General features: G+C 69.7%; 18 protein-coding genes and 1 tRNA gene. 11 read left to right on the top strand and 8 right to left on the bottom strand.

The features are described 5' to 3' along the window. Positions 1–98: 98 nt before the first annotated feature. From Ahu01nite_RS12900 to Ahu01nite_RS12930, 7 genes are all read right to left on the bottom strand, one after another. A complete protein-coding gene (locus Ahu01nite_RS12900) occupies positions 99–2,261 on the bottom strand; it encodes an FtsX-like permease family protein (RefSeq protein ID WP_307794522.1) in 2,163 nt (720 codons plus the stop codon). A gap of 20 nt (positions 2,262–2,281) precedes the next feature. Beyond that, positions 2,282–3,034, bottom strand: coding sequence for an ABC transporter ATP-binding protein (locus Ahu01nite_RS12905; protein ID WP_203836725.1), 753 nt, complete (start codon positions 3,032–3,034; stop codon positions 2,282–2,284). A 129-nt stretch (positions 3,035–3,163) separates the two neighbouring features. Next, complete coding sequence (locus Ahu01nite_RS12910; protein ID WP_203836726.1) at positions 3,164–3,337, bottom strand: hypothetical protein; 174 nt, start codon at positions 3,335–3,337, stop codon at positions 3,164–3,166. A gap of 2 nt (positions 3,338–3,339) precedes the next feature. Further along, on the bottom strand, positions 3,340–3,861 hold the full coding sequence (locus Ahu01nite_RS12915) for an RNA polymerase sigma factor (RefSeq protein ID WP_203836727.1): 522 nt from the start codon (positions 3,859–3,861) through the stop codon (positions 3,340–3,342). A 260-nt stretch (positions 3,862–4,121) separates the two neighbouring features. Then, positions 4,122–4,364 carry a hypothetical protein gene (locus Ahu01nite_RS12920; protein ID WP_203836728.1) on the bottom strand — a complete coding sequence of 81 codons (243 nt, stop codon included), beginning with the start codon at positions 4,362–4,364 and terminating at the stop codon, positions 4,122–4,124. Positions 4,365–4,375: 11 nt separating this feature from the next. Further along, positions 4,376–5,035 (bottom strand): response regulator transcription factor, encoded by a 660-nt coding sequence (locus Ahu01nite_RS12925; RefSeq protein ID WP_203836729.1) that lies wholly within the window; start codon positions 5,033–5,035, stop codon positions 4,376–4,378. Beyond that, positions 5,023–6,255 (bottom strand): sensor histidine kinase, encoded by a 1,233-nt coding sequence (locus Ahu01nite_RS12930; protein ID WP_203836730.1) that lies wholly within the window; start codon positions 6,253–6,255, stop codon positions 5,023–5,025. Before Ahu01nite_RS12930 ends, Ahu01nite_RS12925 begins: the two co-directional genes overlap by 13 nt. A gap of 108 nt (positions 6,256–6,363) precedes the next feature. Between Ahu01nite_RS12930 and Ahu01nite_RS12935 the strand changes: the two genes are divergently transcribed. The 8 genes from Ahu01nite_RS12935 to Ahu01nite_RS12970 all read left to right on the top strand — a co-directional run bounded on the left by Ahu01nite_RS12935 (position 6,364) and on the right by Ahu01nite_RS12970 (position 18,657). Further along, entirely contained in the window at positions 6,364–6,528 is a 165-nt protein-coding gene (locus Ahu01nite_RS12935) for a hypothetical protein (RefSeq protein ID WP_203836790.1), read from the top strand. Between the two features lie 38 nt (positions 6,529–6,566). After that, on the top strand, positions 6,567–7,853 hold the full coding sequence (locus Ahu01nite_RS12940; protein WP_203836731.1) for a gluzincin family metallopeptidase: 1,287 nt from the start codon (positions 6,567–6,569) through the stop codon (positions 7,851–7,853). A gap of 101 nt (positions 7,854–7,954) precedes the next feature. After that, complete coding sequence (locus tag Ahu01nite_RS12945; protein WP_203836732.1) at positions 7,955–11,569, top strand: DUF4132 domain-containing protein; 3,615 nt, start codon at positions 7,955–7,957, stop codon at positions 11,567–11,569. Next, positions 11,566–11,760 carry a hypothetical protein gene (locus tag Ahu01nite_RS12950; protein ID WP_203836733.1) on the top strand — a complete coding sequence of 65 codons (195 nt, stop codon included), beginning with the start codon at positions 11,566–11,568 and terminating at the stop codon, positions 11,758–11,760. The genes Ahu01nite_RS12945 and Ahu01nite_RS12950 overlap by 4 nt, the downstream gene beginning before the upstream one ends. Further along, positions 11,757–12,890 carry an ATP-binding protein gene (locus tag Ahu01nite_RS12955; RefSeq protein WP_203836734.1) on the top strand — a complete coding sequence of 378 codons (1,134 nt, stop codon included), beginning with the start codon at positions 11,757–11,759 and terminating at the stop codon, positions 12,888–12,890. The genes Ahu01nite_RS12950 and Ahu01nite_RS12955 overlap by 4 nt, the downstream gene beginning before the upstream one ends. Positions 12,891–12,893: 3 nt before the next feature. Next, positions 12,894–15,341 carry a DUF5682 family protein gene (locus tag Ahu01nite_RS12960; protein WP_239158813.1) on the top strand — a complete coding sequence of 816 codons (2,448 nt, stop codon included), beginning with the start codon at positions 12,894–12,896 and terminating at the stop codon, positions 15,339–15,341. Beyond that, on the top strand, positions 15,334–16,452 hold the full coding sequence (locus tag Ahu01nite_RS12965) for a VWA domain-containing protein (protein WP_203836735.1): 1,119 nt from the start codon (positions 15,334–15,336) through the stop codon (positions 16,450–16,452). The genes Ahu01nite_RS12960 and Ahu01nite_RS12965 overlap by 8 nt, the downstream gene beginning before the upstream one ends. Positions 16,453–16,542: 90 nt before the next feature. Further along, complete coding sequence (locus tag Ahu01nite_RS12970) at positions 16,543–18,657, top strand: YehQ family protein (protein WP_438874771.1); 2,115 nt, start codon at positions 16,543–16,545, stop codon at positions 18,655–18,657. Here Ahu01nite_RS12970 and Ahu01nite_RS12975 read toward each other — a convergent pair. Further along, positions 18,609–19,406: an SAM-dependent methyltransferase gene (locus Ahu01nite_RS12975; protein ID WP_203836737.1), complete on the bottom strand. Its 798-nt coding sequence runs from the start codon at positions 19,404–19,406 to the stop codon at positions 18,609–18,611. The genes Ahu01nite_RS12970 and Ahu01nite_RS12975 overlap by 49 nt on opposite strands. Positions 19,407–19,514: 108 nt before the next feature. Between Ahu01nite_RS12975 and Ahu01nite_RS12980 the strand changes: the two genes are divergently transcribed. The 3 genes from Ahu01nite_RS12980 (at position 19,515) to Ahu01nite_RS12990 (ending at position 23,872) form a co-directional block, all read left to right on the top strand. Beyond that, positions 19,515–19,940, top strand: coding sequence for a hypothetical protein (locus Ahu01nite_RS12980; RefSeq protein WP_203836738.1), 426 nt, complete (start codon positions 19,515–19,517; stop codon positions 19,938–19,940). Between the two features lie 96 nt (positions 19,941–20,036). Continuing rightward, positions 20,037–20,108 (top strand) — tRNA-Lys (locus Ahu01nite_RS12985). Between the two features lie 986 nt (positions 20,109–21,094). Then, entirely contained in the window at positions 21,095–23,872 is a 2,778-nt protein-coding gene (locus Ahu01nite_RS12990) for an AfsR/SARP family transcriptional regulator (protein ID WP_203836739.1), read from the top strand. Positions 23,873–24,334 lie beyond the last annotated feature (462 nt).

A 24,334-nucleotide genomic window follows, 5' to 3' on the forward strand; every position in this document is an offset into this window, starting at 1 on the left:
GGCCGTGAGCTGAATTGTCCGTAGCGTGCTGGTGAGCTGACCGAACGACCCGTTCCGACCCCCCATGCTCCACAGGGGATCATGGGGGGTCGTGCCGCTCATTCCTTGGTGCCGAGGTGCTCGAGCGGGGAGACCCTCAGGAGGCGGCCGATCGGCAGGATCGTGGCCACCAGCGCGAGTAGCGTCGCCCCGCCCAGCACCGTTACCCAGCCCAGCGGCGGAATGTACGGGACCGGGTCGCCGGTCAGCGAGTGGACCACGGCGGTGAGGGTCGCTCCCGCGATCGCCACGCCGACGACCAGGGCGACACCCAGCAGACCGGCCTGCTCGGCGTGGACCATGTTCTTGATCTGGCGCCGGGTGACGCCGACCAGGCGTAGCAGGGACAACTCGCGACGCCGGGCCAGGGCCGCCATGATCATGGTGTTGGCGGCGGCGAGCGCGGCGTAGCCGACCATGACGCCGATGAGCAGGCGGTTCAGCCAGGCGCCGAGGGCCAGATCCTTCGCGAGCTTGCCGTTCAGGCCGGCCGCGCTGACGATGCTGCTGCCGGGGTAGCGGGCCGCGGCGGGAGCGAGGGAACTGCCGTCGTCCGTGCTGATCAGGAGCTGATCGTCGCGGCCGGTGCGGGTGTGGCCGGCGACGGTCTCGCGGTTCAGGGTCACGTCGCCGAAGCCCAGGCCGCGGTCGTAGATGGCTGCTACGCGTACGGTGATCGGCGTCCCGTCGCCCAGCCACAGCCCGACCTCGTCGCCGATCTTCCAGTTCTGCGTGCCGGCGCGCATCCGGGACACCGCGATCGAGGTGCTGGTCAGATCTTGCAGACTTCCCTCCCGTACGCCCAGATCAAGCGTTCCGGACGCGGACCGCGGGTCGATCGCCTGGGCCTCGACCTGCTCAGCGCCGTCGAAGACCTTCACGAGGACGGCGGTACGGCGGATCGCGGTCACCGCGCGTACCCCCGGAATTGCGGCGGTCTGCTCGGCAGCGGCCGGCGGCAGGCCACCCGGCGCGACCATCGCGAAGTCGGCAAGCACGCCCTCGGCCCGATCATGGGCCGCGCCGCGCTCGAGGTTGTTCTGCAGGAACCAGACCGAGCCACCGAACCCGACCGACAGGACCAGTGCGGTCAGTACGGTGGCCATGCCCTTCGAGTTCGCCCGCAGGTTTGCCGCGGCGAGATATCCGCTGGTCCCGAACGTGGCGCGCAGCACCGGGGTGAGCAGACGGGCGGCGAAAGCGTTGATCCACGGCGCGAGCAGGGCCACCGCGAGCACGAACAGGTAGAGCATCCCGAGCGCCCCGGTCAGCGCGGCCTCCCCGCTGCCGCTGACGGCGAACGTACTGGCGGTCACGGCACCGGCCAGCGTCAGCAACCCGAACACCAGCCGGACCTTGCCGCTGCGCGCAGGCTCGATGGAGATCTCGCCGAGCGCCTCGGCCGGCCGGATCGCGGTCACCCGGCGGGCGGCGATCAGGGCGGCGCACACCGCGACGAGCACCGTCAGACCCACGGCGGCCGCGGCGGCGACTACGCCGTGCGACATCGGGAAGCTGCTGGGAAGGAAGCCCCGGGCGGCCAGTTGATCGTGCACCCAGCCGGTCGCGAACACCCCGGCGGGAACGCCGAGCACCGACGCGACCACGCCCAGCAGCGCCGACTCCGCCACGATCATGCGCCGGACCTGACCCGGAGTGGCGGCAACAGCGCGAAGCAGCGCCAGGTCACGACGGCGATGCCGCACGGAGAGCCCGACGGTGCCGGCGACCACGAAGATGATCAGCAGAACGACATAACCACCGAACGAGCCACCGATCTGGATCAGCAGGCTGCGGGTCGCGGCACCCTCCGGCTGCTCCAACAAGCCACGATCATTTCCCGTGTACGCCTCGACTCCGGCCTCTTTCGCCAGACGCCGAACCGGCTCCACGATGCCCGCGCCGGTCACCGCGATGGCGTCCGGCTCCTCCTCGACCGCCGTCACCCCGGGAACCCCGCGGATCTTGCCGGCCAGGTCCGCGGGGAGCCGGCCGCCCTCAGGCAGCGGGAGCGTTTCCGACGTGGTCTCGCCGTCGAAGTCCTTGCTGGTGAACGTGATGTTCTGGTGGGCGACGACGACATCGGCGTGGGCGTACTTATGGGGCTCGGGGTGGTAGCGGAGCCCGGACTCGACCAGGGTGCCCATGCTCATCAGGATCATGACACCGGCGGCGAGCGCGACCAGGGTGGCGATCACGCTACCCGCGCGGAGATTCTTCACGGCAAGCTTCACCATCGGACTCAGGCCTCCTGCGCGACACGGGTACGCCGGCCGAGCGCCGCGAGCTGCTCGGCGATCCGCTCGGCTCCGGGCTGCGGCATGTCCTGGCGGATCCGGCCGTCGGCCAGGACCACGACGCGGTCGGCGTACGAAGCGGCGACTGGATCGTGGGTCACCATCACCACTGTCTGCGCGTGATCGTCGACAACTGAGCGCAGCAGCGCCAGCACATCCGCCGCGGTCTGGGTGTCGAGAGCACCGGTCGGCTCATCACAGAAAATGACATCAGGGCGCGTGGCCAGCGCGCGGGCGATCGCCACCCGCTGCTGCTGACCCCCCGACAACGCCGCCGGCCGGTGCCGCAACCGCTCGCCCAGACCCACCCGCTCGATGACCTCGGCCAGCCAGGCACGGTCGGGCTGCACCCCGGCCAGACGCAGCGGCAACAGGATGTTCTCCTCGACGGTCAGCGCGCCGATCAGGTTGAACGCCTGGAACACAAAGCCGATCCGGTCGCGGCGGAGCTTCGTCAACTTCGTCTCGGACAATTTGGACAGCTCGACGTCGCCCACCCAGACCTGGCCCTCGGTGGGGCGGTCCAGGCCGGCGGCGGCTTGGAGAAGGGTGCTCTTCCCGGAACCGGAGGGGCCCATCACCGCGGTGAACGTGCCACGGTCGAAGGCGAGATCCACGCCGGCGAGCGCGGTGACTGTCTGGCCGCCGGTTTCGTAGATCCGGGTGAGGCGCTCTATGCGTACGGCTTCTGTTTTCACAGGTCAAACGCTATTGAGCGGATCGATTCCGAGCTATGCAGCCTGCGGGCGGAAGCTTGGTACAGCAGGCACTACCCGTCTGGCCGGGGACCCGGCCATCAGCCGGATCCCACACCAGCGTGTGCTCGGCTATGGCGGCGTCGTTGTCGGCGCGGCGGCTTTCTCGTCCTGGTCGGCCGTGCAGGCACGGCGAATGATCTCCAGGTGATGCTCGACGTCAATGTGCTCGGTTAGGGACGCGAGTGCGGACACACGCGTTCTGGCGAGCAGTTCGTCGAGCTCCGGCATCTCGTCGTGGTCCATGGTCACTCCTTTCTGATGCGGATGAGGTGCTTCAGCTTGATGCGGGCGTGGCGCAGGTTCGAGCGCACGGTGGCGAAGTTCTGGCCGGTCAGGTCGGCGATCTCCTCGGCGGAGAGGCCCTCCATCGTGTGGACCATGACCTCGCGCTGCCTCTTCGGGAGCTGGGCCAGCAAGCCGTGCACATAGGTCGTCTCGGCATCGAAGATGGCTTTGGTGTCCGCAGCGGGTGCCGGCGTGCGGTCGTACAGCGAGGAGAGCCGCTCGTGCAGCTTGCGGGCCGTGCGGGCCTTGCGGGTGGCGTCGATGAAGACCCGCTTCGCGACGAGTCGCACGAAGGCATGCGGCGAAGGGTGCGGCCACTTCTGGCACGCAACGATCATCGCCTGCTGGGTCGCGTCGGTCGCTTCCTCTACCGAGGCGCCCTGGGCCACCAACGACCACACGACCGGAAGGAAGTCATCCCGTACGAACTCGTCGCGCTCCTGGCCGAGGGTGCTCGTGATCGCTTTCGCGTTGTCGAACATCGGGGGGAACTCCTGTCGCTCTGCTTCTCCACCGCGGCGGTGGATGAGGAAGCCGTGTTTGTCTCGCTTGCATTTCGATCTCCCTGGGTTGGGGCGCCGCCCGATCAGGGCGGCTGGGTGCGAGGGGCAAAGGCCCCGGACAACCGGGCTGAGGGCCGGGAACAAGGTGTCCCGCAGTTCTCAGACCGGCTCTCCGCAGCCTTTGTCGCTATGAAGTCGTTCGAGCGGGCTCTGGTGTGCAAAGCCCGCCCGAACATTTTTCAGTGGTGTCGCCGCACCACCGTGTAGGTGACCACCGAGATGATGGCCAGAGCGACAGCGAGCAGCGTGATCACGATGGACTTCGACGTGGTGTACGCCAGCGGCACACCCACCAGTCCGATGTTGGTGAGCGTCACCAAACTGGCCGTGTCGGGGTCCTGGTGGGGCTTGGGCACCGCGATCTCCTCTTCTTCCAGCAGGAGCGGCCCGCTGGCACCAGAAGATCGTGTTTGACCGTTCATCAGTGCAAAGTTCAGCCGCGGCGCTGGATGTCCTCCAGGTAACGGAGGACGGCGGTGACTCTCCGGTCGGCGCGGTCGTCGGGAGATAAGTCGAGCTTGGAGAAGATGCTGCGGATGTGTTTGTGGACGGCGCCTTCGGTGACGAAGAGGCGTTCGGCGATCGCTGTGTTTCCCAGGCCCTCGGCCATGAGGGTGAGGACGTCGCGCTCGCGGGGGCTCAGTCTTTCGAGGCCGCTGTCGGGGCGGGTGCGGGTCAGGAGTTGGCCCACGACCTCGGGGTCGATGGCGGTGCCTCCGTCTGCGACCCGGTGCAGGGCCTCGAGGAACTGCTCGACGCGGCCAACGCGTTCCTTGAGCAGGTAGCCCAGGCCGGCTGCTCCGCCGGCCAGCAGGTCGGTGGCGAAGGCCTGTTCCACGTACGCCGAGAGGACCAGCACCGCCAGGCCGGGCTGGCGGCGGCGGGCTTCGACGGCGGCGATGATGCCCTCGTCGGTGTGGGTGGGGGGCATGCGGACGTCGACGATTGCTACGTCGGGTTTGTGCAGGTCGATGGCTTCCAGGAATGTTGCTGGGCCGTCGGTGGTGGCGGCGACGTCGAGGGATTCGGCGCGCAGGAGCAGGGCCAGGCCTTCGCGCAGTAAGGGGTCGTCTTCCGCGATCACGATCCGCATGGGAGCTCCACGTGCATTGATGTCGGACCGCCGGGTGGGCTGGTCAGGGTGAGGGTGCCGTCGCAGGCTTCGACGCGGCGGCGGATACCGCCGAGTCCCGAGCCCTTGGTTTCGTCCGCGCCGCCGTGGCCGTTGTCGTCCATTTCAAGTATCAGGCGGTCGTGGTCGCGGCGGACCGTGACCGTGGCCGCTGTCGCTCCACTGTGTTTGGTGACGTTGGTGAGGGCTTCGGCCACGACGAAGTACGCGGTGGCTTCCACCGAGACCGCGCAGCGGCCCGGGACGTTCACGTCGAGGTGGCAGGGGACGGCGCAGCTGCCGGCCAGGCCGGTGAGGGCGCCTTCCAAACCGCGGTCGGCCAGCACCGGGGGGAGGATGCCGCGGACGACCGTACGCAGCTCGGAGAGGGCCTGTTCGGCGGCGTCCTGGGCTCGGGCGAGGATCTCGTCGGCCGTTGCCGGGTCTCGGGTCAGGGCTCGGCGGGCTGCGCCGAGCAGCACGTTCACGGCGACCAGGCGGTTCTGCGTACCGTCGTGGAGGGATCTTTCGATTCTTCGCAGTTCGACTGCGTGGGCGTCGAGGGCGGCGGCCCGGGTGGCGGTGAGCTGGACGACCCGCAGGGACAGGTCGATGTCGGCGGACGGCTTGAGCAGGGCCCGGCCGGGAGCCGCCTGGAGCCTGGCCAGGAGCGGGCCGCCGCCGATGCAGACGGCGAGCCAGCCGATGCCGATCAGGCCGACGCCGAGTGCGTCGACCAGGTTGTTGATGGGGTAGTTGACGATTCCCGGTCCGCCCTGGTCGGCGGGGACGGCCCAGAACCACAGCGGGAAAGTTGCGTCCTGGACCGCGTACAGAGGAAGGCTCAGGCCGATGATCCCCAGGGCGAGACCGAGGGTGGCGTGCGCGGCCACCCACCCGAGCTCGCGTTGGACCGTGACGTCCCGGAGGGCGTCCTTGAGGCCGGCGGGCAGCGGTTCCGGGCCGATGATCTCGGGGCCCCAGCGGGACAGGCGTGCGCGCTCCCGGTCGGCGACGGACCGGACGATGCGCAACGTGGTCGGTGCGAAGACCAGGCCGACGACCACCAGGCAGGATGCGGCCACGACGAGTAGCCACACGACTGCGGCCAGGGCGAGCACCGCGGTGCCGAGACCGCCAACCAGATGCTCCAGGGCATCGACCGCGGCCCGGACGCGATCGAGGAAGCGAAGCCGGGACATGCCGCGACCCTAGGGCACCCGTGGAGCCGGGGCAGTACAGCTAGCTGTACTTACCTCGATGTGGCTGCTGGATCGCCCGAGCGGCACCGGATTCGTAGCGTGGGGGTCATGAATCCTCGTCCTGTTCTGTGGCTGGTCCTGATCGTCAGCGCGGTCGCCAACACCGTGCTCTCCAGCGCGGGTGCGCACCTGATCGGTGCGGGCTTCGGCCTGATCACGCTCGCCTGCATCGTCGCGCTGGTCGTCCATCACTACCGGCACCGGGAAGGTTAGGGACAGCGGTGCGCTGGTGAGCGGTGCGATACTCCCGTATGCGTTCGAGGTGGTGGTGGGTTTCCGGCGGTGTGGCGGCGATCCTGGTGCTCTGCGGCGGTGCTCTGGTGGTCCAGAAGTGGTACACGGGCATGCGGGGCGATCAGGAGGCTGCCGAGGTCGCGGCCTGGGCGACCGAGCAGGCGACGCTGGGCTCGTGGCCGGAGGCCAGGAAGGTGCTCGCCGCGCAGTCGACCGCTCTGGTGGCCGGTGACGAAGCGGGCTGGATGGCCGCCGTCGACCCGTCGCAGCCCGCGCTTCGGGGCTACTACCAGCGGCTTTACGCCACGATGCGGGCGTTGGGTGTCACCGGCTGGAGCTACTTCAGCGACTACGACCCGCTGGAGAATTTCGGCACCTCCGAGATCCAGGCCAACGTCACCGTCTCGTACTGTCTCGGCGTGCTGGACTGTCCGCGGACAAGCCCGGCCGACGACACGCTTCATCTCGAGCTCGCGACGGTCACCCAGAAGCTCATGCTCGACAAGCGTGACGGCGCTTACAAGATCGTCGAGTCGCAGCAGACGGGCAAGACCCAGCCGCCGTGGCAGAACACCGAACTGACGTTCGCCACCGGTGACCGGGTTGTCGTCGCCGCGCCGGCCAGTGAGCGTGGGCGCCTGCCCGAGGTGGTCGCCGCCGCTGACAAGGCCGCGACGGAAGCGGATAAATTCGCCCGCTATACCGGCGTCAAACCCGGCAAGTACCACTTGTATCTCGCCGGCGACAAGGAGTGGGGCTCCTGGTACGGCGGCGAGAAGGAGACCTATGCCGTCGGGTACGCCCACGCGACCGGCACGGTCGGCACCGACGTGGTGCTCGAGATGAGCGCGATGGACAACGCGGGACAGCTCGCGCAGGCGCTGCGGCACGAGTTCGGGCACGTGGTGACGCTGAACGGCGCGGATCGGACCGGCGAACTGATCCTGGACCTGAACCAGTGGCTGAAAGAGGGCGTGGCCGACTACATCGGGCTCCTGCCCCGCAACAAGGTCAACTATGGCCGGATCGCCGCGCTGCGCGGCAAGCCCGTGCCGAAGGACATCCGGGTCGATCAGCTCACGGAGGGCGCCACCAGCGCCGATGCCGCTCGCCTCTACGGATATGGCTATCTCGCCGTGAACTGCATGGCCACCAAGTATGGCGAGGCCAGGACGATGAACTTCGTCAGCGCCGCCCTCCGGCAGCACAAAACCAACGATACCGCCGCACGCCAGGCCTTCGGGGTGCCGTTCAGCAAGGTCAACAGCACCTGTCTGAGTTACTTCCGGACGATCGTCGGCTGACGGCGGTTTTCTGTCGTACCGGAGCGCTAACGTTCCCGCACTGCTGCCGATGCACCTTGTCGCAGCGGTGCGGTCAGCGTTGTCGGGACGAAGGTTGGCGCATGCGAAGTTTTGAGTTCGTCGAGGGCAGCTCGGCGAAGTTCTGGGAGATCGACCTCGACGGGTCCGAGGTCACCGTGCGGTGGGGCCGGTCCGGCACGACCGGCCAGACCAAGGTCAAGACCTTTGACGACCCCGCCTCTGCCGCGGCCCACGAGACCAAACTCATCGCCGAAAAACTCCGCAAGGGGTACGCCGAAACGAGCGCGACCACCGCACCCGCCTCGGTCTCCCCGCCGGCGCCCGCCCCTGCCGTTGCGCGGGATGAGGACACGTTCGTCTTTCCGGAAGCCTGGCACCGGCATCGTTTTGCGCGCCGGGGCAGCAGCGGAGTCGGCCGGTTCACGCCCGACCCCAAGGCCCGCAAGGCGGTCGACGAGGAGCTGACCCGCACGCCGGGCCAGGTGACCAAGGTCCTGCAGGCACCCACCACCGACATGGCGGTCTCCTTGCAAGCGGTGGCCTGGCTCGAGGGCCACGCCGACGCCACCCCGCTCGGCGCCGCTGCCGTGGCGGCGGCCACGGGCCTGGGCGCCTGGCAGCATCGCGATCGCCTGATCGCCTTCGCCGACGTCTGGATCGCCGAGCACGGCCTGCGCTTCGCCGCCGAGGCCGCCGTCGAGTTGATGAGCCTGATCGTCCAGGACGACGCGCTCCCACCCGGCCCGCGTTACCACCACGGCAAAGAGCAGTATGGCGTCCGCCACATGCGCACCGGCGAGACCCGGCACTCCTACTACTCGGACGCGCCCGTCATGATCGCGCTACGGGTCCGGCATGCGCTCGCCTCCGCCCCCGAGGCCGAATATGAGCAGGTCGTCGCGGCGCTCACGCCCTACCGCGGAGCCAACGCCTATGCGCGGGCCGGCACTTCCCTGGTCCTGCCCGAGCAGTTGGCGTGGGTCGACGAGGACGTGGCCGCGGCGGTGGCCGATGCTGACGACTACCGCGGCTCGGTGCTGCTGACCGCGGCCTCGACCGCCGCGCAGGTGGATGCGCTGGTCCAGGTCAGCAGAGACTCGATGATCTTCTCCACGCTGGCGATGCTGACCACCCTGCTGGACGGCGCCGGCACCGACGCCGCCGGGGCACTGTTCCACTGGCTCGGCAACGAGTGGGCCGACGCCGACGCGCAACGCCGGCTCCTCGCCGCGCTGGCCGCTCTGCCCGGCGACGACATCATGCGTGGCCTGGTCGATCGGGTCGACAGCAAATACGTCGCGCCCGCCCTGCTCGACGCCGCCGAGCGTTACCCCGCTCGGGCCCTGCGTCTGCTGGCCGAAGGCGCGTCGAAGCGGTCCGTCGCCGATCTTCTGCGCGCCCAGGTCCTCGCCCACCCCGAGATCGTGGAGCCGGTCCTCGCCGAGCTCACCCCGGCGGCGGCCGCGCGCATCGAGGCGATCGTCGGGGATGCCGCCGCGCTCGTGGTCGCTCCGCTCTCCGCCGTGCCGCCGCTGCTCGCCGACCCACCGTGGCAGCACCGGGGCAAGGCCACCAAGCCTGTGGTGATCGCCGGCCTGGCCTGCACCGATCCCGCCACCATCAGCTGGAGTGCCGGCGAGCGTGACGCCTGGGCCGACACCCCGTTCCACCGGCACAGCTACCAGCGCAGCACCGAGACCTGGAAGCGCCGTGCGGAGCGGGTCACCACCAACCAGACCGCTTGGAACGAGCCGCCCACGTTCTTCGTGGAGGCGCCCGAGGAGATCGCCCGGCCGGTGCTCGCAACGTGGCGGTCCCGCGAGACCTGGCAGGCCGGCAGTTGGATGCGTCCCGTCGTCGCGCGCTTCGAGCTGGAGGCCCTGCCCAACGCGATGGACCTCGCCCGGCGCACCCCTGCTGACGTTGCGCCGGTGCTCGCGCCGTATGCGTCGCCTGAGATCGCGGTGCTCATGGCCGACTGGCTGGGACGGCTGAAGACAGTCCGGCCCGTTGCCCTCGCCTGGCTGCTGCGGCATCCCGTCGAGGCCGCCCGGGCGCTCGTCCCGGTGGCGCTGGGCAAGCCCGGGCTTCCCCGGCGCCAAGCCGAGAATGCGCTGCTCGCCCTGCGTCAGCACGAGCACGGCGACACCGTCCGGGGTGCGGCGCAGACCTACGGGCCCGAGGCCGCGGCTGCGATCGACACGCTGCTGGCCGCCGACCCGCTCGCGGCGCTGCCGGCAAAGCTGCCCGCCGTCCCGGCCTGGGCGGTGCCTGGCCTGCTGCCGCCGCTGAAGCTGCGCGACGGGTCGGGCGTCCTGCCCGCCGAGGCGGTCGCCAACGTCATCATGGTGCTGGCCATGTCCCGGATCGATGAGCCCTATGCCGGGCTGGAGATCGTCAAGCAGGCCTGCGACCCCGAGAGCCTCGCCGAATTCGGGTGGGGGCTGTTCAGCCGGTGGCAGACCTCGGGCGCCGCCGCCAAGGAAAACTGGGTGCTCGACGTGCTGGGGCTGCTCGGCGACGACGAAACCGTGCGCCGGCTCAGCCCGCTGATCCTGACCTGGCCCGGCGAGGGTGGCCACGCCAAGGCGGTCATCGGTCTCAACGTGCTGGCCGCGATCGGCTCCGACGTCGCGCTGATGCACCTGCACGGCATCGCCCAGCGAGCCAAGTTCAAGGGCCTCAAGACCTCGGCCGGTCAGAAGATGGACGAGGTCGCCGCCGCGCTCGGATTGAGCGCCGAGCAGCTCGCCGACCGCCTCGTCCCCGAGCTCGGTCTCGAACCGGACGGCAGCATGGTCCTCGACTACGGCGCCCGGCAGTTCACCGTCGGCTTCGACGAGCAGCTGCGGCCCTACGTCGCGGACAGCACGGGCAAGCGGCTCAAGGCGCTGCCCAAACCGGGGGCGCGTGACGACGGCGAGCTCGCGCCTGCGGCGTACAAGACGTTTTCGGCTTTGAAGAAGGACGTGCGCACCATCGCCGCCGATCAGATCCGCCGCCTGGAGCGTGCGATGGTCTCCGGGCGGCGCTGGACGGGCGCCGAGTTCCGCCAGCTGTTCGTCGAGCATCCGCTGGTCTGGCACATCGTCCGCCGCCTGGTCTGGGGGCTGTACGACGAATCGGGCACGCTGACCGGCGCGGTCCGGGTCGCCGAGGACCGCACCTTCTCCACCGTTCAGGACGACGAGACGACGCTCCCCGACGACGCCATCGTCGGGGTCGCCCACCCCCTTCAGCTCGCCGACGGCCTGCCGGACTGGGTGGAGGTCTTCGCCGACTACGAGATCCTGCAGCCGTTCCCGCAGCTCAGCAGGCAGACGTTCGCGCTCACCCCGGAGGAGGCGGCCACCAGCCGGCTCACCCGCTTCGAGGGCATCACCGTGCCGACCGGCCGCGTCATCGGTCTCGAACGCCGCGGCTGGCGTCGCGAGACACCGCAGGACGCCGGCATTCAGGGCCGCATCGAGCTCGCCGTCGACGCGAAGCGCGAGGTCGTCATCGAACTCGACCCGGGCATCGCCATCGGCGCCATGGACATCTTCCCCGAGCAGAAACTCGACATGGTCTTCCTCTGGGACGTCACCAACGGCAGCCGCTGGGGCAACCGCGGCGACGGTCACCTCCCCCTCGGCGGCCTCGACGCCGTCACCATCTCCGAAGTAATCCGCGACCTGACGGAGATCACCGCATGAGCACCAACACCTGGCAATCACCCCGCCCGACCACGGCTATGCACGGTTCGGAGCTGAACACTTTCGGCTCCACCACGAGGCCGGTCATACCCCTCCAGCCCGTGCTGTCGCGGGCGGCCCTGCGCAGCACGGTCTCTGCCACGTTCTTCGCGGCGTGTGCTGCCGGCAACCGGGAAGCGGGCGGGAAATGACCGGCCGTTCCCGCCCCGCCATCGAGGTGGTCGAGGTCACCGAGGGCGCCGACCAGGTGCAGCGCCCCTCCGCGGAGGGGCGTTACGCCGACGAGCTGGCCCGGTTGCGGGAGGCCGACACCGCGGCCCGGCCGCCGGGGTGGGCGCTCAGCGTCCAGGCCGCCCGGCGGTTCGTGACCGGCGACGACAAGCTCGGCGTGAGCCGCAAGTTCGTCGGCGACCCGTCGCTGATCGACCGGGCGCTCATCACCCTGGCCACCAGCCGCGGGCTGATGCTGGTCGGCGAGCCCGGCACGGCGAAATCGCTGCTCTCCGAATTGCTCGCGGCGGCGGTCAGCGGCGACTCGACGCTGACCATCCAGGGCGGCGCGGCCACGACCGAGGACCAGATCCGCTACTCGTGGAACTACGCGCTGCTGGTCGCCGACGGACCGTCGACCCGGTCCCTGGTGCCGGCGCCGCTGCTGCGGGGGATGGCCGAGGGACGCACCGTGCGGTTCGAGGAGATCACGCGGTGCCCGCTCGAGGTGCAGGACTGCCTGCTCTCGCCGCTGTCCGACCGGGTGCTGGCCATTCCCGAGCTGACCGGGCCGGAGTCGATGGTCTTCGCCCGGGACGGCTTCAACATCATCGCCACGGCGAACACCCGGGACCGCGGGGTCAACGACATGAGTTCCGCGCTCAAGCGGCGCTTCAACTTCGAGACGGTGTTCCCGATCGCCGACTTCACCACGGAGTTGACGCTCGTCGCCGAGGAGGCCGCCAAGCTGCTGCGGCGCTCCGGGGTCACCGCCGAGCCACGGCGCGATGTGCTCGAGGTACTGGTGACGACGTTCCGTGAACTGCGGACCGGTGAGACCGCTCGGGGCGACTCCATGGACCGCCTCTCGTCGGTGATGAGCACGGCCGAGGCGGTCTCGGTGGCCCACGCCGTCGGCCTGCGCGGCTGGTTCCTGCGCGGCGAAGCGGGCAACGCCGAGGACGTGGTCGCCTGTCTCGCCGGCACCGCGGCCAAGGACAACGCGGAAGACCTGGCCAAACTCCGCCGCTACCTGGCCCAGCAGGTCAGCTGGCGCGGCGGCGACCAGTGGCGCGCCCTGCACCAGGCACGCCACCTTCTCCCGGGCTGAGCCGTGGCTGTCACGTTCATCGGGGTCCGCCACCACAGTCCCGCCTGTGCACGGCTGGTCGCTGCCACGATCGACGAGCTGCGCCCGGCGTACGTCCTGATCGAAGGGCCGGCCGACCTCAACGACCGCATCGATGAACTCCTGCTCGGCCACGAGCTGCCGATCGCGATCTTCACGAGCTACCGCGACGAGGAACGCCGGCTCGGCTCGTGGGCGCCTATGTGTGCCTACTCGCCGGAGTGGGTGGCGCTCACCCACGGGCAGGCGGCCGGTGCGGAGCTGCGGTTCATCGACCTGCCGGCCTGGCATCCGGCGCTCGAAGGCCGCAGCAACCGCTACGCCGACGCCGAGCTCCGGTATGCCGACGTCATGGAACGGCTGTGCCGCAGCTTCGACGTGGACAACGTCGACGTGCTGTGGGACCACCTGTTCGAGTTCGCTCCCGAGGACGAGCTGGCCGAACGACTGGCCACCTACTTCGACCTGGTCCGTGGCGAATCGGCTGCGGGGGAGTCGGATACGGCCCGGGAGGCCTACATGGCGTCGTGGGTCCGCGCTGCCACTGCGGCGGCGGGGGATCGGCCGGTGGTCGTGATCACTGGCGGATTTCACCGACCTGCCCTGGTCGCAGCGACCGATGATCACTCGGGTGCGGGGTGGCCGGAGGTGCCGACGTTGCCGGAGGGGGCGCTCGGGGGGAGTTTTCTCGTGCCGTATTCGTTCCGGCGGCTCGACGCGTTTGACGGGTACCAGTCCGGGATGCCGTCGCCGGCTTATTACCAGGAGCTCTGGGAATCGGGGCTGGAACGGGCGGCGCAGCATCTCGTGGAGTCGGTTGCGGGGCGGCTGCGGGAGCGCAAGCAGGCCGTGTCCACAGCGGACCTCATCGCGGCGCGGGCGACCGCCGAGGGGCTGGCGACCGTGCGCGGGCATCGGCATCCCGCGCGGACCGACGTGTTGGACGGGTTGGCTTCGGCGCTGGTGAACGAGGCTTTGGACGTACCGTTGCCGTGGTCCTCGCGGGGGACACTACGAGCCGGGAGCCATCCGGTCGTGGTGGAGATGGTTGCCGCGCTCAGCGGGACGCGCGTCGGGCGGCTGCATCCCGGCACGCCCGCGCCGCCCCTGGTGCACGACCTCGACGTCTCGCTGGCCCGCTTCGGCCTCGACGGGGAGGCCGATCTGGATCTCGACCTGACCCAGCCGGCTGAGCGGGATCGCAGCCAGGTGCTGCATCGGGTGCGGGTGCTCGGGGTGCCCGGTTTTCATCGCGGCTCCGGTCCGAGCACCGGCCTCGACCCGGTGCTCCGGGAACGGTGGGTGCTGCGACCCGATCCGGGGCGCCTCACCGCCGTGATCGAAGCCGGCGCGTATGGCGCGACGCTCAGCGATGCGTGCGCTGCCGTTCTGGCCGAGCGCGCCGCGGCGGCTGGGCGGGATGTGGATGCGCTGGCTGCTGTGCTGTTCGATGCGGCTTTGGCCGGCATTACTGATGTCTCTGACCAGGCGCTTGCCGACATCGACGCCACTGTTGCGGCGGCTGCGGATCTGGGCGCGTTGGGGCGGATGCTTGCTGTGGTCCTCACCATGTGGCGCCATGACCGGATTTTTGGCACCGCCCGGACGGCTACATCGGGGCGGGTCATCGTTGCCGCTGTGCGGCGGATTCTGTGGCTGGCTGAGGGCGTGCGGGGTGGGCCTGCTCCGGCGGATCTTCCTCGCATTGCTGCGCTCGCTGCCTGCCGGGACGGGTTGCGGCATGCGGGGGTTGCGCTGGGGCTGGACATTGCCGATGCGCTGGAGGTTGCCGGGCGGGTGGCTGCCGATTCCGGTGCGCCTCCTGATCTGCGGGGGGCGGCCTTCGGGTTGCAATGGGCGCTGGCCGACCTCACGCCCGGTTCGGGGACTGACGCGGCAGGGGCAGGGGCTGACGCGGCAGGGGCTGACGCGGCAGGGGCTGACGCGGTCGGGGCTGACGCGGTCGGGGCTGACGCGGTCGGGCTCGGGGCAGATGCGGTCGGGCTTGGGGCTGATGAGGCTGGATCCGGGGCTGATGTGGCCGGGGTCGGGGCTGATGCTTTGCGGGTGGTGCGGGGGGCTTTTGTGCCGCAGTCGGCGGGGGACTGGCTGGCCGGGCTTTTTGCTCTTGCGCGGGAGGAGGTGCTGCATGCCGAGGGTGTTGTCGGGTTGCTCGACGAGTTGCTCTCCGGGATGTCCGCTGACGACTTCCTGGTTGCGCTGCCGGCGCTGCGGCAGGCTTTCGAGTTCTTTCCGCCGCGGGAGCGCGAGACCATCGCTGGGCGGTTGCTGGCGCGGCGTGGGCTCGGGGGCACCGGGCGGAGTCTGCTGCGGGGGGTGACCGAGCCGGAGGTTGTGGCGGCTGGGATGCGGCTTGATGAGCAGGTGGAGGCGTTACTGCTGCGTGAGGGGCTGGTGGGCGGGCGTGACTGATCCGGAGCTGGAACGGTGGCGGCTCGTGCTGGGGGAGCCCGCGAGTGCGATGGGGGCGCTGGGAGCCGACGGTGCGGCGCGGGATGCGGCGCTTGAATGGCTCTACGGGCGCGACGGTGACCATGAGCAGCGGGATGTCCGTCGGGGGTCCGGCGGAGGTGACGGCGCTTCTACATTGACGACCGTCGACTGGCTCAACGACATCAACCGGCTCTTTCCGCAGGAGACCATCGAGCGGCTTCAGCGGGATGCCGTCGAGCGGTACGAGATCAACGACATCGTCACCGATGCCGCGGTGCTGGAGACCATCGAGCCGAACCCGGCGCTGCTGCGGGCCGTGCTGCAGACGAAGCATCTGATGAATCCCGAGGTGCTGCGGCTGGCGCGGCGCATCGTGGAGGCCGTTGTGCGTGACCTCATGGCGAAGATGGCTACCGAGGTGCGGGCGGCTTTCACGGGTACGCGGGCGCGGCGGCCGAGCCGGTGGAAGCAGGCCCGGGACTTCGACATGCGCCGTACGTTGCGGGCGAACCTTGGGCACTACCGGCCCGAGGAACGGCGCGTTTTCATCGAGACACCGCACTTCTTCTCGCGTACGCGTAAGCATGTTGAGCAGTGGCAGGTGATTTTGCTGGTGGATCAGTCGGGGTCGATGGTCGAATCGGTGATCCATTCCGCGGTCACGGCGGCGTGCCTGTGGGGGCTGCCGGGCGTGCGGACCCACCTGGTTGCATTCGACACCGACGTGGTCGACCTGACCAGCGAGGTGGACGATCCGGTTGAGCTGCTGATGAAGGTCCAGCTCGGTGGGGGCACCGACATTGCGAGGGCCGTTCGGTACGGTGCCGGGCTGGTCGAACAGCCCCGGCGCGCGATCGTGGTGTTGATCAGCGACTTCTACGAGGGTGGGTCGACGTCGACGCTGGTGCGGACGGTGCGGGAGTTGGTTGAGCAGGGGACCAAGGTGCTCGGGCTCGCGGCGCTCGACGAGCAGGCCAACCCGGTGTATGACCGGGATACGGCACAGCGGCTCGCGGATGTGGGTGCTTCGATGGGTGCGATGACGCCGGGGCAGCTTGCCGCTTTCGTTGCTGAGCAGGTGGCGCGATGACGCCCGTGGAGCTTGCCGCTTCTGTTGCGGGGCAGGTGGCGCGGTGAGGGCCGGGGAGCTTGCCGCTTCTGTTGCCGGGCGGGTGGCGTGGTGAGGGCGGATCTGTTGGCGCTGACTGCGGAGACGCTGGCGGAGTTGACCAATCGGGGGTTGGTCAAGCGGGCCGGGCGTGAGCTTGAACGGGTCGTGCCGGTGCTTACCGAGGACGACGACGGGACGGTGCACGCCGCATATCCGGACGGGGTGGGCACCGATCTGCCTGGCGGGGGGCTCGAGCTCGGTAAATGCAGCTGTGGTGCGGCGGGGATCTGCCGGCATGTGGTCGGTCTTGTACTGGCCTATCAGCAACAACGACCAGGCGTCGGGCCCACGGCCTCACCTCCGATCGGGGGTGAGGCCGGTGAGGTCGGCGGGCGGAGTGCGGGGTCCGGGCCGTCGGCTACGGCGACCGGCGGGCGGGGTGCGGGGACCGGCCTGTCGGCTCCGGCGATTGGCCGGCCGGGTGCGGGGGCCGGGTTGCCGCGTGTCGGGACGGGTGGGGTGTCGGCGTCGAGGGAGGTCTGGTCGCCGGGGGAGTTCAGCGATGAGCAGCTGGTGGCGCGGCTCGGGGAGCGGATGGTGGCGGCTGCTCGCCGGGTGAGGAACGCCGGATATGTGGCGCGGGTGCATCGGGGGCGGGTGTCGGATCCGGTGCCGGGGGTGGAGCTTCCAACGGCGACGGTGCGCTTTCTCGTACCGCATGAGCTGGGTTTTGCTCGGACCGATGCGGCTAGCGGGGTTCGGGACGATGTGCTTGCGCTGGCGGTGTGGGCGTTCCGGGCCGCTGATGAGCAGGGGCTCGGCGGGGACGATGTTCAGGTGCAGGTCGGCGGGGGTGCGGCCGCGGTTGGTGGGGCTGGGCTGGAGAGTGCTGTGGCGCTTGCGGGGCTGGTGCTGCGGGAGGGGGCGGTGCACGTCGGGGCGGGGCTGGCGGCTGATGTGGCTGTGGTGCGGCGGGAGTTGGAGGGCGCGGGGATGCGGTGGCCGTTGCTCGCTGTTGAGGACCTGGTTGGGCAGCTGGACGCGTACCAGAATCGCAGTGCTCGGTATCGGCCTGAGGCCTTGGCCGATCATGTCGCTGAGCTGTTCGCGCGGCACCGGGCCGTGACTGGCGGGGGGTCCGGGCTGCGGTCTCGGGTGCTCGGGACGGATGAGGCCTCGGAGACGCCACTGCGGCGGGCCCGGCTTGATGGGCTGGGGGCGCGGGTCTCGGCCGTCGGCGACGAGAGAGTTGTCGACCTGTTCCTCGCGCATGCTGACAGTTCGACGGTGCTGGTGCTGCGGCGGGCGTACGAGACGGATGAGGCTGGACCGCAGCTGGCAGCGCGACGGGTGGCCGGGGTGACCATCGGTGCGCTCGCCGGTGGGGCTGTGGTCACGGAGTCGGCGGCACGCAGCGCGAGCCGGGCGGTCCGGCTCGGCACTCGTCGTCTCAGCCGCACCGAGGCGATGGTGTCGCGTGGTTCCTGGCAGGACCTGCCGCGGGCGCTGATCGCCGATGACCTGACCGCGCTCGCCGCCGAGCTGAACGCCCTGCCGCCGCGGCCGATCCGGGCCCGGGTGCAGGCGGAGCTCGTCCGCGTCATCCCGGTCGCCGAGGTCCGCTCGGTCAGCTACTCGCCGGGTGCGCAACGCCTCGACGCGGTGATCGCGGACGCGACGGGAGCGACCGCGGTCGTGTCGGCAACGTATGCGTCCTGCGCTCCGGGGCGGCTGGACAGCATGGCCGAAGTGCTCCGGGGCGAAGTCCGCTTCGTCTCAGGAACTGTCCGGCGCAGTGGCGGCGGGGTGCTGATCGAGCCGATCGGATTCGCGGTGCAGGGCGGTGTTGTGATTCCGGACCTGGCGCCGGCGGTCAGGGGAACGGACCCGGACCACCAACCGGAGCCGTCGACGGACCGCATCGGGCAGGCGCTCGACGATGCCGCGGCGCTGCTCGGGGAGGTCGCGCACCGGGGACTGCAGCACTCGCCGGCGACGATGGGCGGGCGGCTGCGAGGGGCGGCGACCAGGCTGAAGGGGACAGGTCTGCGCCGGGTGGGCACATCGATGGAGGAGCTCGCCGCGCTGCTCGGCCCCGACCCGGGCGACGCGGCAGTCGAGGCCTGGATCGATGCCTACCTGCGGGTGAGCGTGGCAGGTGACATGCGGCCGACCGCGCCGTAGAGCGAGGCCTCCACCGGCTCCGCGGCACGCCACTCACCCACCGGGACGATGCCCGGGTCGATCAGCTCCAGGCCGGCGAAAAACCCGGCGAATTCGGCCCGGGTGCGTGGATGGACATCCGATTTTCCGGTACGCAGTGACTCGTCCCAATTCGCCTTCACCTCCGGCGTCAGCAGGTCGGTCGTGGCACAGGACATCGCCAGGTAGCTGCCGGCGGGCAGAGCGTCGAGCAGAACCCGCACGATCCGCCGCGCCTCCTCCTGCTCCGGCAGGAAGTGCACGACCGCGACCAGCACCAACGCCGCCGGCCGGGTCAGGTCGAGGATCTCCAGCGAGTCGAGGATCCGCTCCGGCTCCCGCAGGTCGGCTTCGAGGTAACGGGTGCGGCCCTCGGGAGTGCTGGTCAGCAGGGCGCGGGCGTGGGCGGTGACCAGCGGGTCATTGTCCGCGTACACCACTCGGCAGGCCGGGTCGATGGCTTGCGCCACCTCATGGGTGTTGTCCGCTGTCGGCAGACCCGTGCCGATGTCGAGGAACTGCCGGACACCGGCCTCAGCGGCGAGAAACCGGACGGCACGCTGCAGAAACGCCCTGTTGGCGCGGGCGGCTGTCCGAGCCGCGGGGTACGCCTTCGCCAGCAGATCCCCGGACTCCCGGTCGACGGCGAAGTTGTCCGTGCCGCCCAGCCAGTAGTTGTAGCGGCGCGCGGGGTGCACGACCCCGGTGTCGAGCTCGTTCGTCACCTCCATATTGGACTTCACGGTCCCGGATTTGCCTACCGGGCGCCTCGACATTTGCATACCGGGATCTGAGCGTGGCTTGAGCCTGGCTTGAGCCGGCGCTCCGATCAGGGAGGCATGAGCGCAGAGATCAAGGTCGTGTGGGGTTCGATGACGGTGGTTCAGGGCCTGAACCGGACCACGGACGCGGGAGTCGAGTGCAGCGTCGTGCTGCCCTCCTGCCAGCCGGCCGGTGGCCTGCGCGAGTCCGCGTGGCCGATCGCCCAGCACCTCTTCGCCCAGGGCATCTCCTGCGAGATCCTCGCCGTCTGCCCCGAACCGTCCGACGCCTGCGCACACGCCGTCGCCGACCTGAGCTTCGTCCGCGTCATCAACGCCCCCGACCGCGCCACCGCCATCACCCACGCCCTCACCGTCGCCCGCGGCGTGTGGGTAACCATCGCCGACGACGTCGAGAACACCGGCATCGACCCGTTCGAGGTGGCCGAAAGCCTCCACCGCGCCCGCGAACGCGAGGTAGAAATGGCCCTGAGCGAGGTCTGAGCCAGCCTGTGGATAACCCTGTGCATAAGGCTCGCCGCTCGGCAGGGCTGCCGCTGTCCCGCCCCGCTCCCCGGCGTCGGGTAATCTGATCAGCGCGGGCTGCTAGCTCAATGGCAGAGCTGAGGACTTTTAATCCTTAGGTTCCGGGTTCGAGTCCCGGGCGGCCCACTTAAAGCCCTGGTCAGAGGGGTTGTTCTGCTATCTCGCAGCATAGCTGAGCGCCGCGTACAGCAACGAAGTACAGCAACAGCTCAGCGGTCGAGCGACTCGCCCAGCTTCTTCAGGGAGGCGCAGGTGCGCCGAGCATCCCGGACGGTGATCCGACGGACGCCAGCAGCGTCACACCGCCGGTCCCAGTAGCGGTTGAAGTTGCGCGGCTCGATCGGCGTTCCGAAGCGGGTCGTGAAGACGAGCTCCGACGAATGCCATGCGTCGCCCGCAGCCTCTTTGGCTGCCTTCTGAGCGACGGCCCGCTCTTGCAGAGCGACTGAGCAGACGTCCGGGACGGCAGCGCGTCATCTGAGGTGGGAGTCTTCGTCTCGCGGTGCAGCAGTTCATGGCCGGCTCGCTGGAGCTGCACATCCACCATGATTTCGCCGACGTCGAGGTCGATGCGGTCCCACGTCGTGCCCAGCATCTCCCCCTTGCGCAGCCCGAGCACGAGGACCAGGACGTAGGCCCGCTCATTCTGCGCAGCACCCCCGATCCACACGGAGCGGACCAGGCTGCCGTAGCCACGGCATTAGCTGGCCTTGCCATATCGCCATCCGGGCAGACGGCGCACACGTTGATGGCGCAGATCCCACTCTCCGGCGGTGTGCTGGTTGACAAGCTGGCGGTGCTCCAGCCCGGCGGCGGTCCCACCGGGCGTGGCGGAGGACTTGTCAGCCCGGTGGTTTCATCTGCGCCACCACGAGGTCGCGGCCGTCGAACTCGAGCGGCCGGAAATCGTGAACAGGGCCGAGCCACCCCCGTATTTACATGGCCCGGCCCGTCCGCGTTTTCCGTCGGCCGGCTCGATCGTCGCGACGCCAAGCTTGGCCTCGTACTGTTAATAAAGTGTTGTCGCCGAGGCCCGGCGGATGTGACGCTGGTCCGCGGGGAGTGTCGGCGTGCCGTCGCGATGGGTAGATGTTCGAGAACGGGAGACCGCGGTGGAGGTCCGACTGCTGGGTCCGGTGGAGATCTGGGCGGACGAAGGGTCGGTCGAGCTCGGTCCACCGCAGCGACGGCACACGCTGGCGGCCTTGGCGGTCGATGCGAGTCGCCCGGTGACCATCGACGCTCTTGCCATGCGCGTATGGGACGAACCGCCGCCGACGGCGGCCCGTGTTCTGCAGGTGCACATCACTCACCTTCGGCGGCTGTTGGTCTCCGCGGCAGGCACGCCACCGGCCCGCCTGCTGCGCCGCTCCAGCGGCTACGTCCTCGACATGGCGCCCGAACGAGTCGACGCCCACCGGTTCGCCGACCACGTCCGGCGCGCCCGGGGCGCCGACCCGTCCACTGCGCTGGCGCTGCTGCGTACGGCCCGCGGGTTGTGGCGAGCCAAGCCACTCGATGGTCTGAAGGGGAGCTGGGTCGAACGCTCCCGTGACGCGTACAGGGAGCAGTATCTCGCCGCTACGGTGGCCTGGGGGCTCGCCGAGTTGCGGGTCGGCAGCCCGCTCACGGTCCTCGGACCACTGACTGAACTCGCCATTGATCACCCACTGACGGAGCCGCTGGCCGATGTGGTGATTCGTGCTTACGTCGCCGCCGGCCGGCCCGCCGACGCGCTGGCGTATTACGCCGAGTTCCGCCGTCGGCTCGCCGAGGAGTTGGGTGCCGATCCCAGCGCCACACTGCAGGCGCTGCACCAGGCCATTCTGCGCGGCGAACCCGTGGCGCCGCGGGACACCGCCGAAAAGGTGGCCGGCGCGCGGGCAACCGTAGTCATGCCGGCCCAACTGCCGGCGGATGTTCCCGGTTTCGCCGGCCGTACCTCGGAACTGCACACCTTGGACACTTTGCTTGCGGAGACAGCGATGGCCGTCGCGGTGGTGTCCGGCACCGCCGGGGTGGGCAAGACCGCCCTTGCCGTGCACTGGTCCCACAAGGTGCGGTCCCGTTTCCCGGACGGTCAGATCTTCCTGAGCCTGCGCGGCTTCGACCTCACCGGGCAGGTCGTCTCCCCGCAAGAGGCGCTCCGCAGCCTGCTCGATGCGCTGGGCGTCGCACCTGAGCGCGTGCCGGCCACCCTCGATGCGCAGGCCGCCCTGTACCGCAGCGTGGTGGCCGGCCGGCGGCTACTACTGGTGCTCGACAACGCCCGTGACGTCGAGCAGGTCCGGCCGTTGCTGCCGGGCACCGCTACCGTTGTCGTCGTGGTGACCAGCCGCGCTCACCTCACTGGCCTGCTGGCCGACGGAGCGTCCTCCCTACCGCTGGGCCTTCTGTCCAGAGCGGAGGCCGAGGAACTGCTGATCAACCGGCTTGGACCGGGGGTCGCCGCGCAGCGCGACGCCATCGATCAGGTCATCACGGCTTGCGCCCGGTTGCCGCTGGCGTTGAGCATTGCCGTGGCCCGGACCCGGCAGACGAACTTTCCGCTGACTGCGCTCGCCGCCGAGCTCAGCGAGGCCAGCGACCGGCTGACCGCGTTGGATGTCGGCGACCCGGCCAGTGACGTCCGGGCGGTGCTCTCGTGGTCGTACGCCGCGCTGAGCGAGCCCGCCGCCAGACTGTTTCGACTGCTCGGGCTCGCCGTTGGACCCGACTTCGACGTCCCTGCGTTGAGCAGCCTGGCCGGGCTGCCGGAGCGGGACCTTCGCACGCCCCTGCGGGAGCTGACTCGTGCGAACCTGGTGACCGAGTACGCCCCCGGCCGCTACAGCCAGCACGACCTGCTGCGCGAGTACGCCGCCGAGCTCGCCCGCAGCGATGATTCGGAAGATGTCCGCCGGGCGGCCATAGTCCGACTGCTCGATCATTACACGCACACCGCATATGCAGCGGACCAACTGCTCAACCCGACCCGTGAGCCTGTCGTGCTGCCCCTCGGCGAGCCGGCAGCCGGCGCGTGCCCGGAACGGCTCAAGGATCTCAACGCCGCCATGGGCTGGTACGGCGAGCACCGTGCCGTCATGCTGGCCGCGCTGCGCCAGGCCGCTGCGGTGGGGCTCGACCGGATCGCATGGCAGCTGGCCTGGTCGCTGGACACCTATTCCACTCGGAAGGGTCATGTTCACGATCGGGTCGCGGCCTGGCAGATTGCCATCGAGTGCGCAGGCCGCCTCGGCGAGTTGCCGGCCCGCGCCTACGGGCATCGCAACCTGTCTCAGGCCAACACCCGGCTCGGCCGCTACGGGGAGGCAAGCGACAACCTGAGGCGCGCGCTGGAGCTCTTCTCGACGATGGGCGACCGCATCGGTCAGGCCCGCACCCAGCACCACCTCGCGTACCTGTCGGGTCAGCAGAAGCAGCCCGCGACCGCCCTCGATCATGCCCGGCAGGCTTTGGTGCTCTTCGCCGGCACCGATGACCGGACCGGGCAGGCCGAGGCTCTGAACGCGATCGGGTGGTACCACGCGTTGCTCGGCGAGTACGAGCACACTCTGTCGCACTGCCGGCAGGCACTCGAGCTTTTCGAGGCGGACGACGACCTGCACGGCGCCACCAGCGCCTGGGACAGCCTCGGGTTCGCCCACCACCACCTCGGTCACCTCACCGAGGCCGTCGACTGCTACCAGCGTGGCCTCGTTCTGGCCCGGACCCTGCATCACGACGGGTTCGTCGCCGATCTGCTTGTGCACCTCGGCGACTCACACTGCGCGGCCGGGCATCCCGCCGCAGCGCGCATCGCGTGGACGGAGGCGGAAAAACTGCTGACAGCGCTCGACCACCCGGGCGTCGCCGACGTTCAGGATTCGCTGCGCCGGCTCGACGACTGACGTCCGGCTGAGTGGGTGCGATAAACGGGGCAGCGGCTCGGGGTTCGGTCTCCTAGGATGCGTCTACTTTGATGTTTCGGGTTAGCGCGGGAGGAACCCGTTGACGCATTCCATATTTCGTTGGGCTATGGCGGGGACAGTTGCCGCTGTGGCGTCTGCCACGTTGGCGGCGCCGGCCTTTGCGGACAGTGACTCAGTTTTTCTTGCGGGGGCGTCGCAGCAGCTCAGCGCTGAGCTGGGTGGTGACTTCGATGTCACCCTGTCAGTTACCAATAAGGGGACCACGGCGCTGGATGGTGTTGGGGTTGCGCTCAATACCGGGTGGGCCTTTGAGACCACCGATGAGTTTTCCAACTGTGACTACGTCGAGGGGTCGGCGCGGCTCTGTACCTTCGGCGAGACGTTGGAGCCGGGGAAGAGTTACCGGGTCGTTCTGCCGTACAAGGTTCGGGCGGACACTCG

This window comes from Winogradskya humida (genome assembly GCF_016862215.1).
In the GTDB taxonomy this organism is placed as follows: Bacteria; Actinomycetota; Actinomycetes; order Mycobacteriales; family Micromonosporaceae; genus Actinoplanes; species Actinoplanes humidus.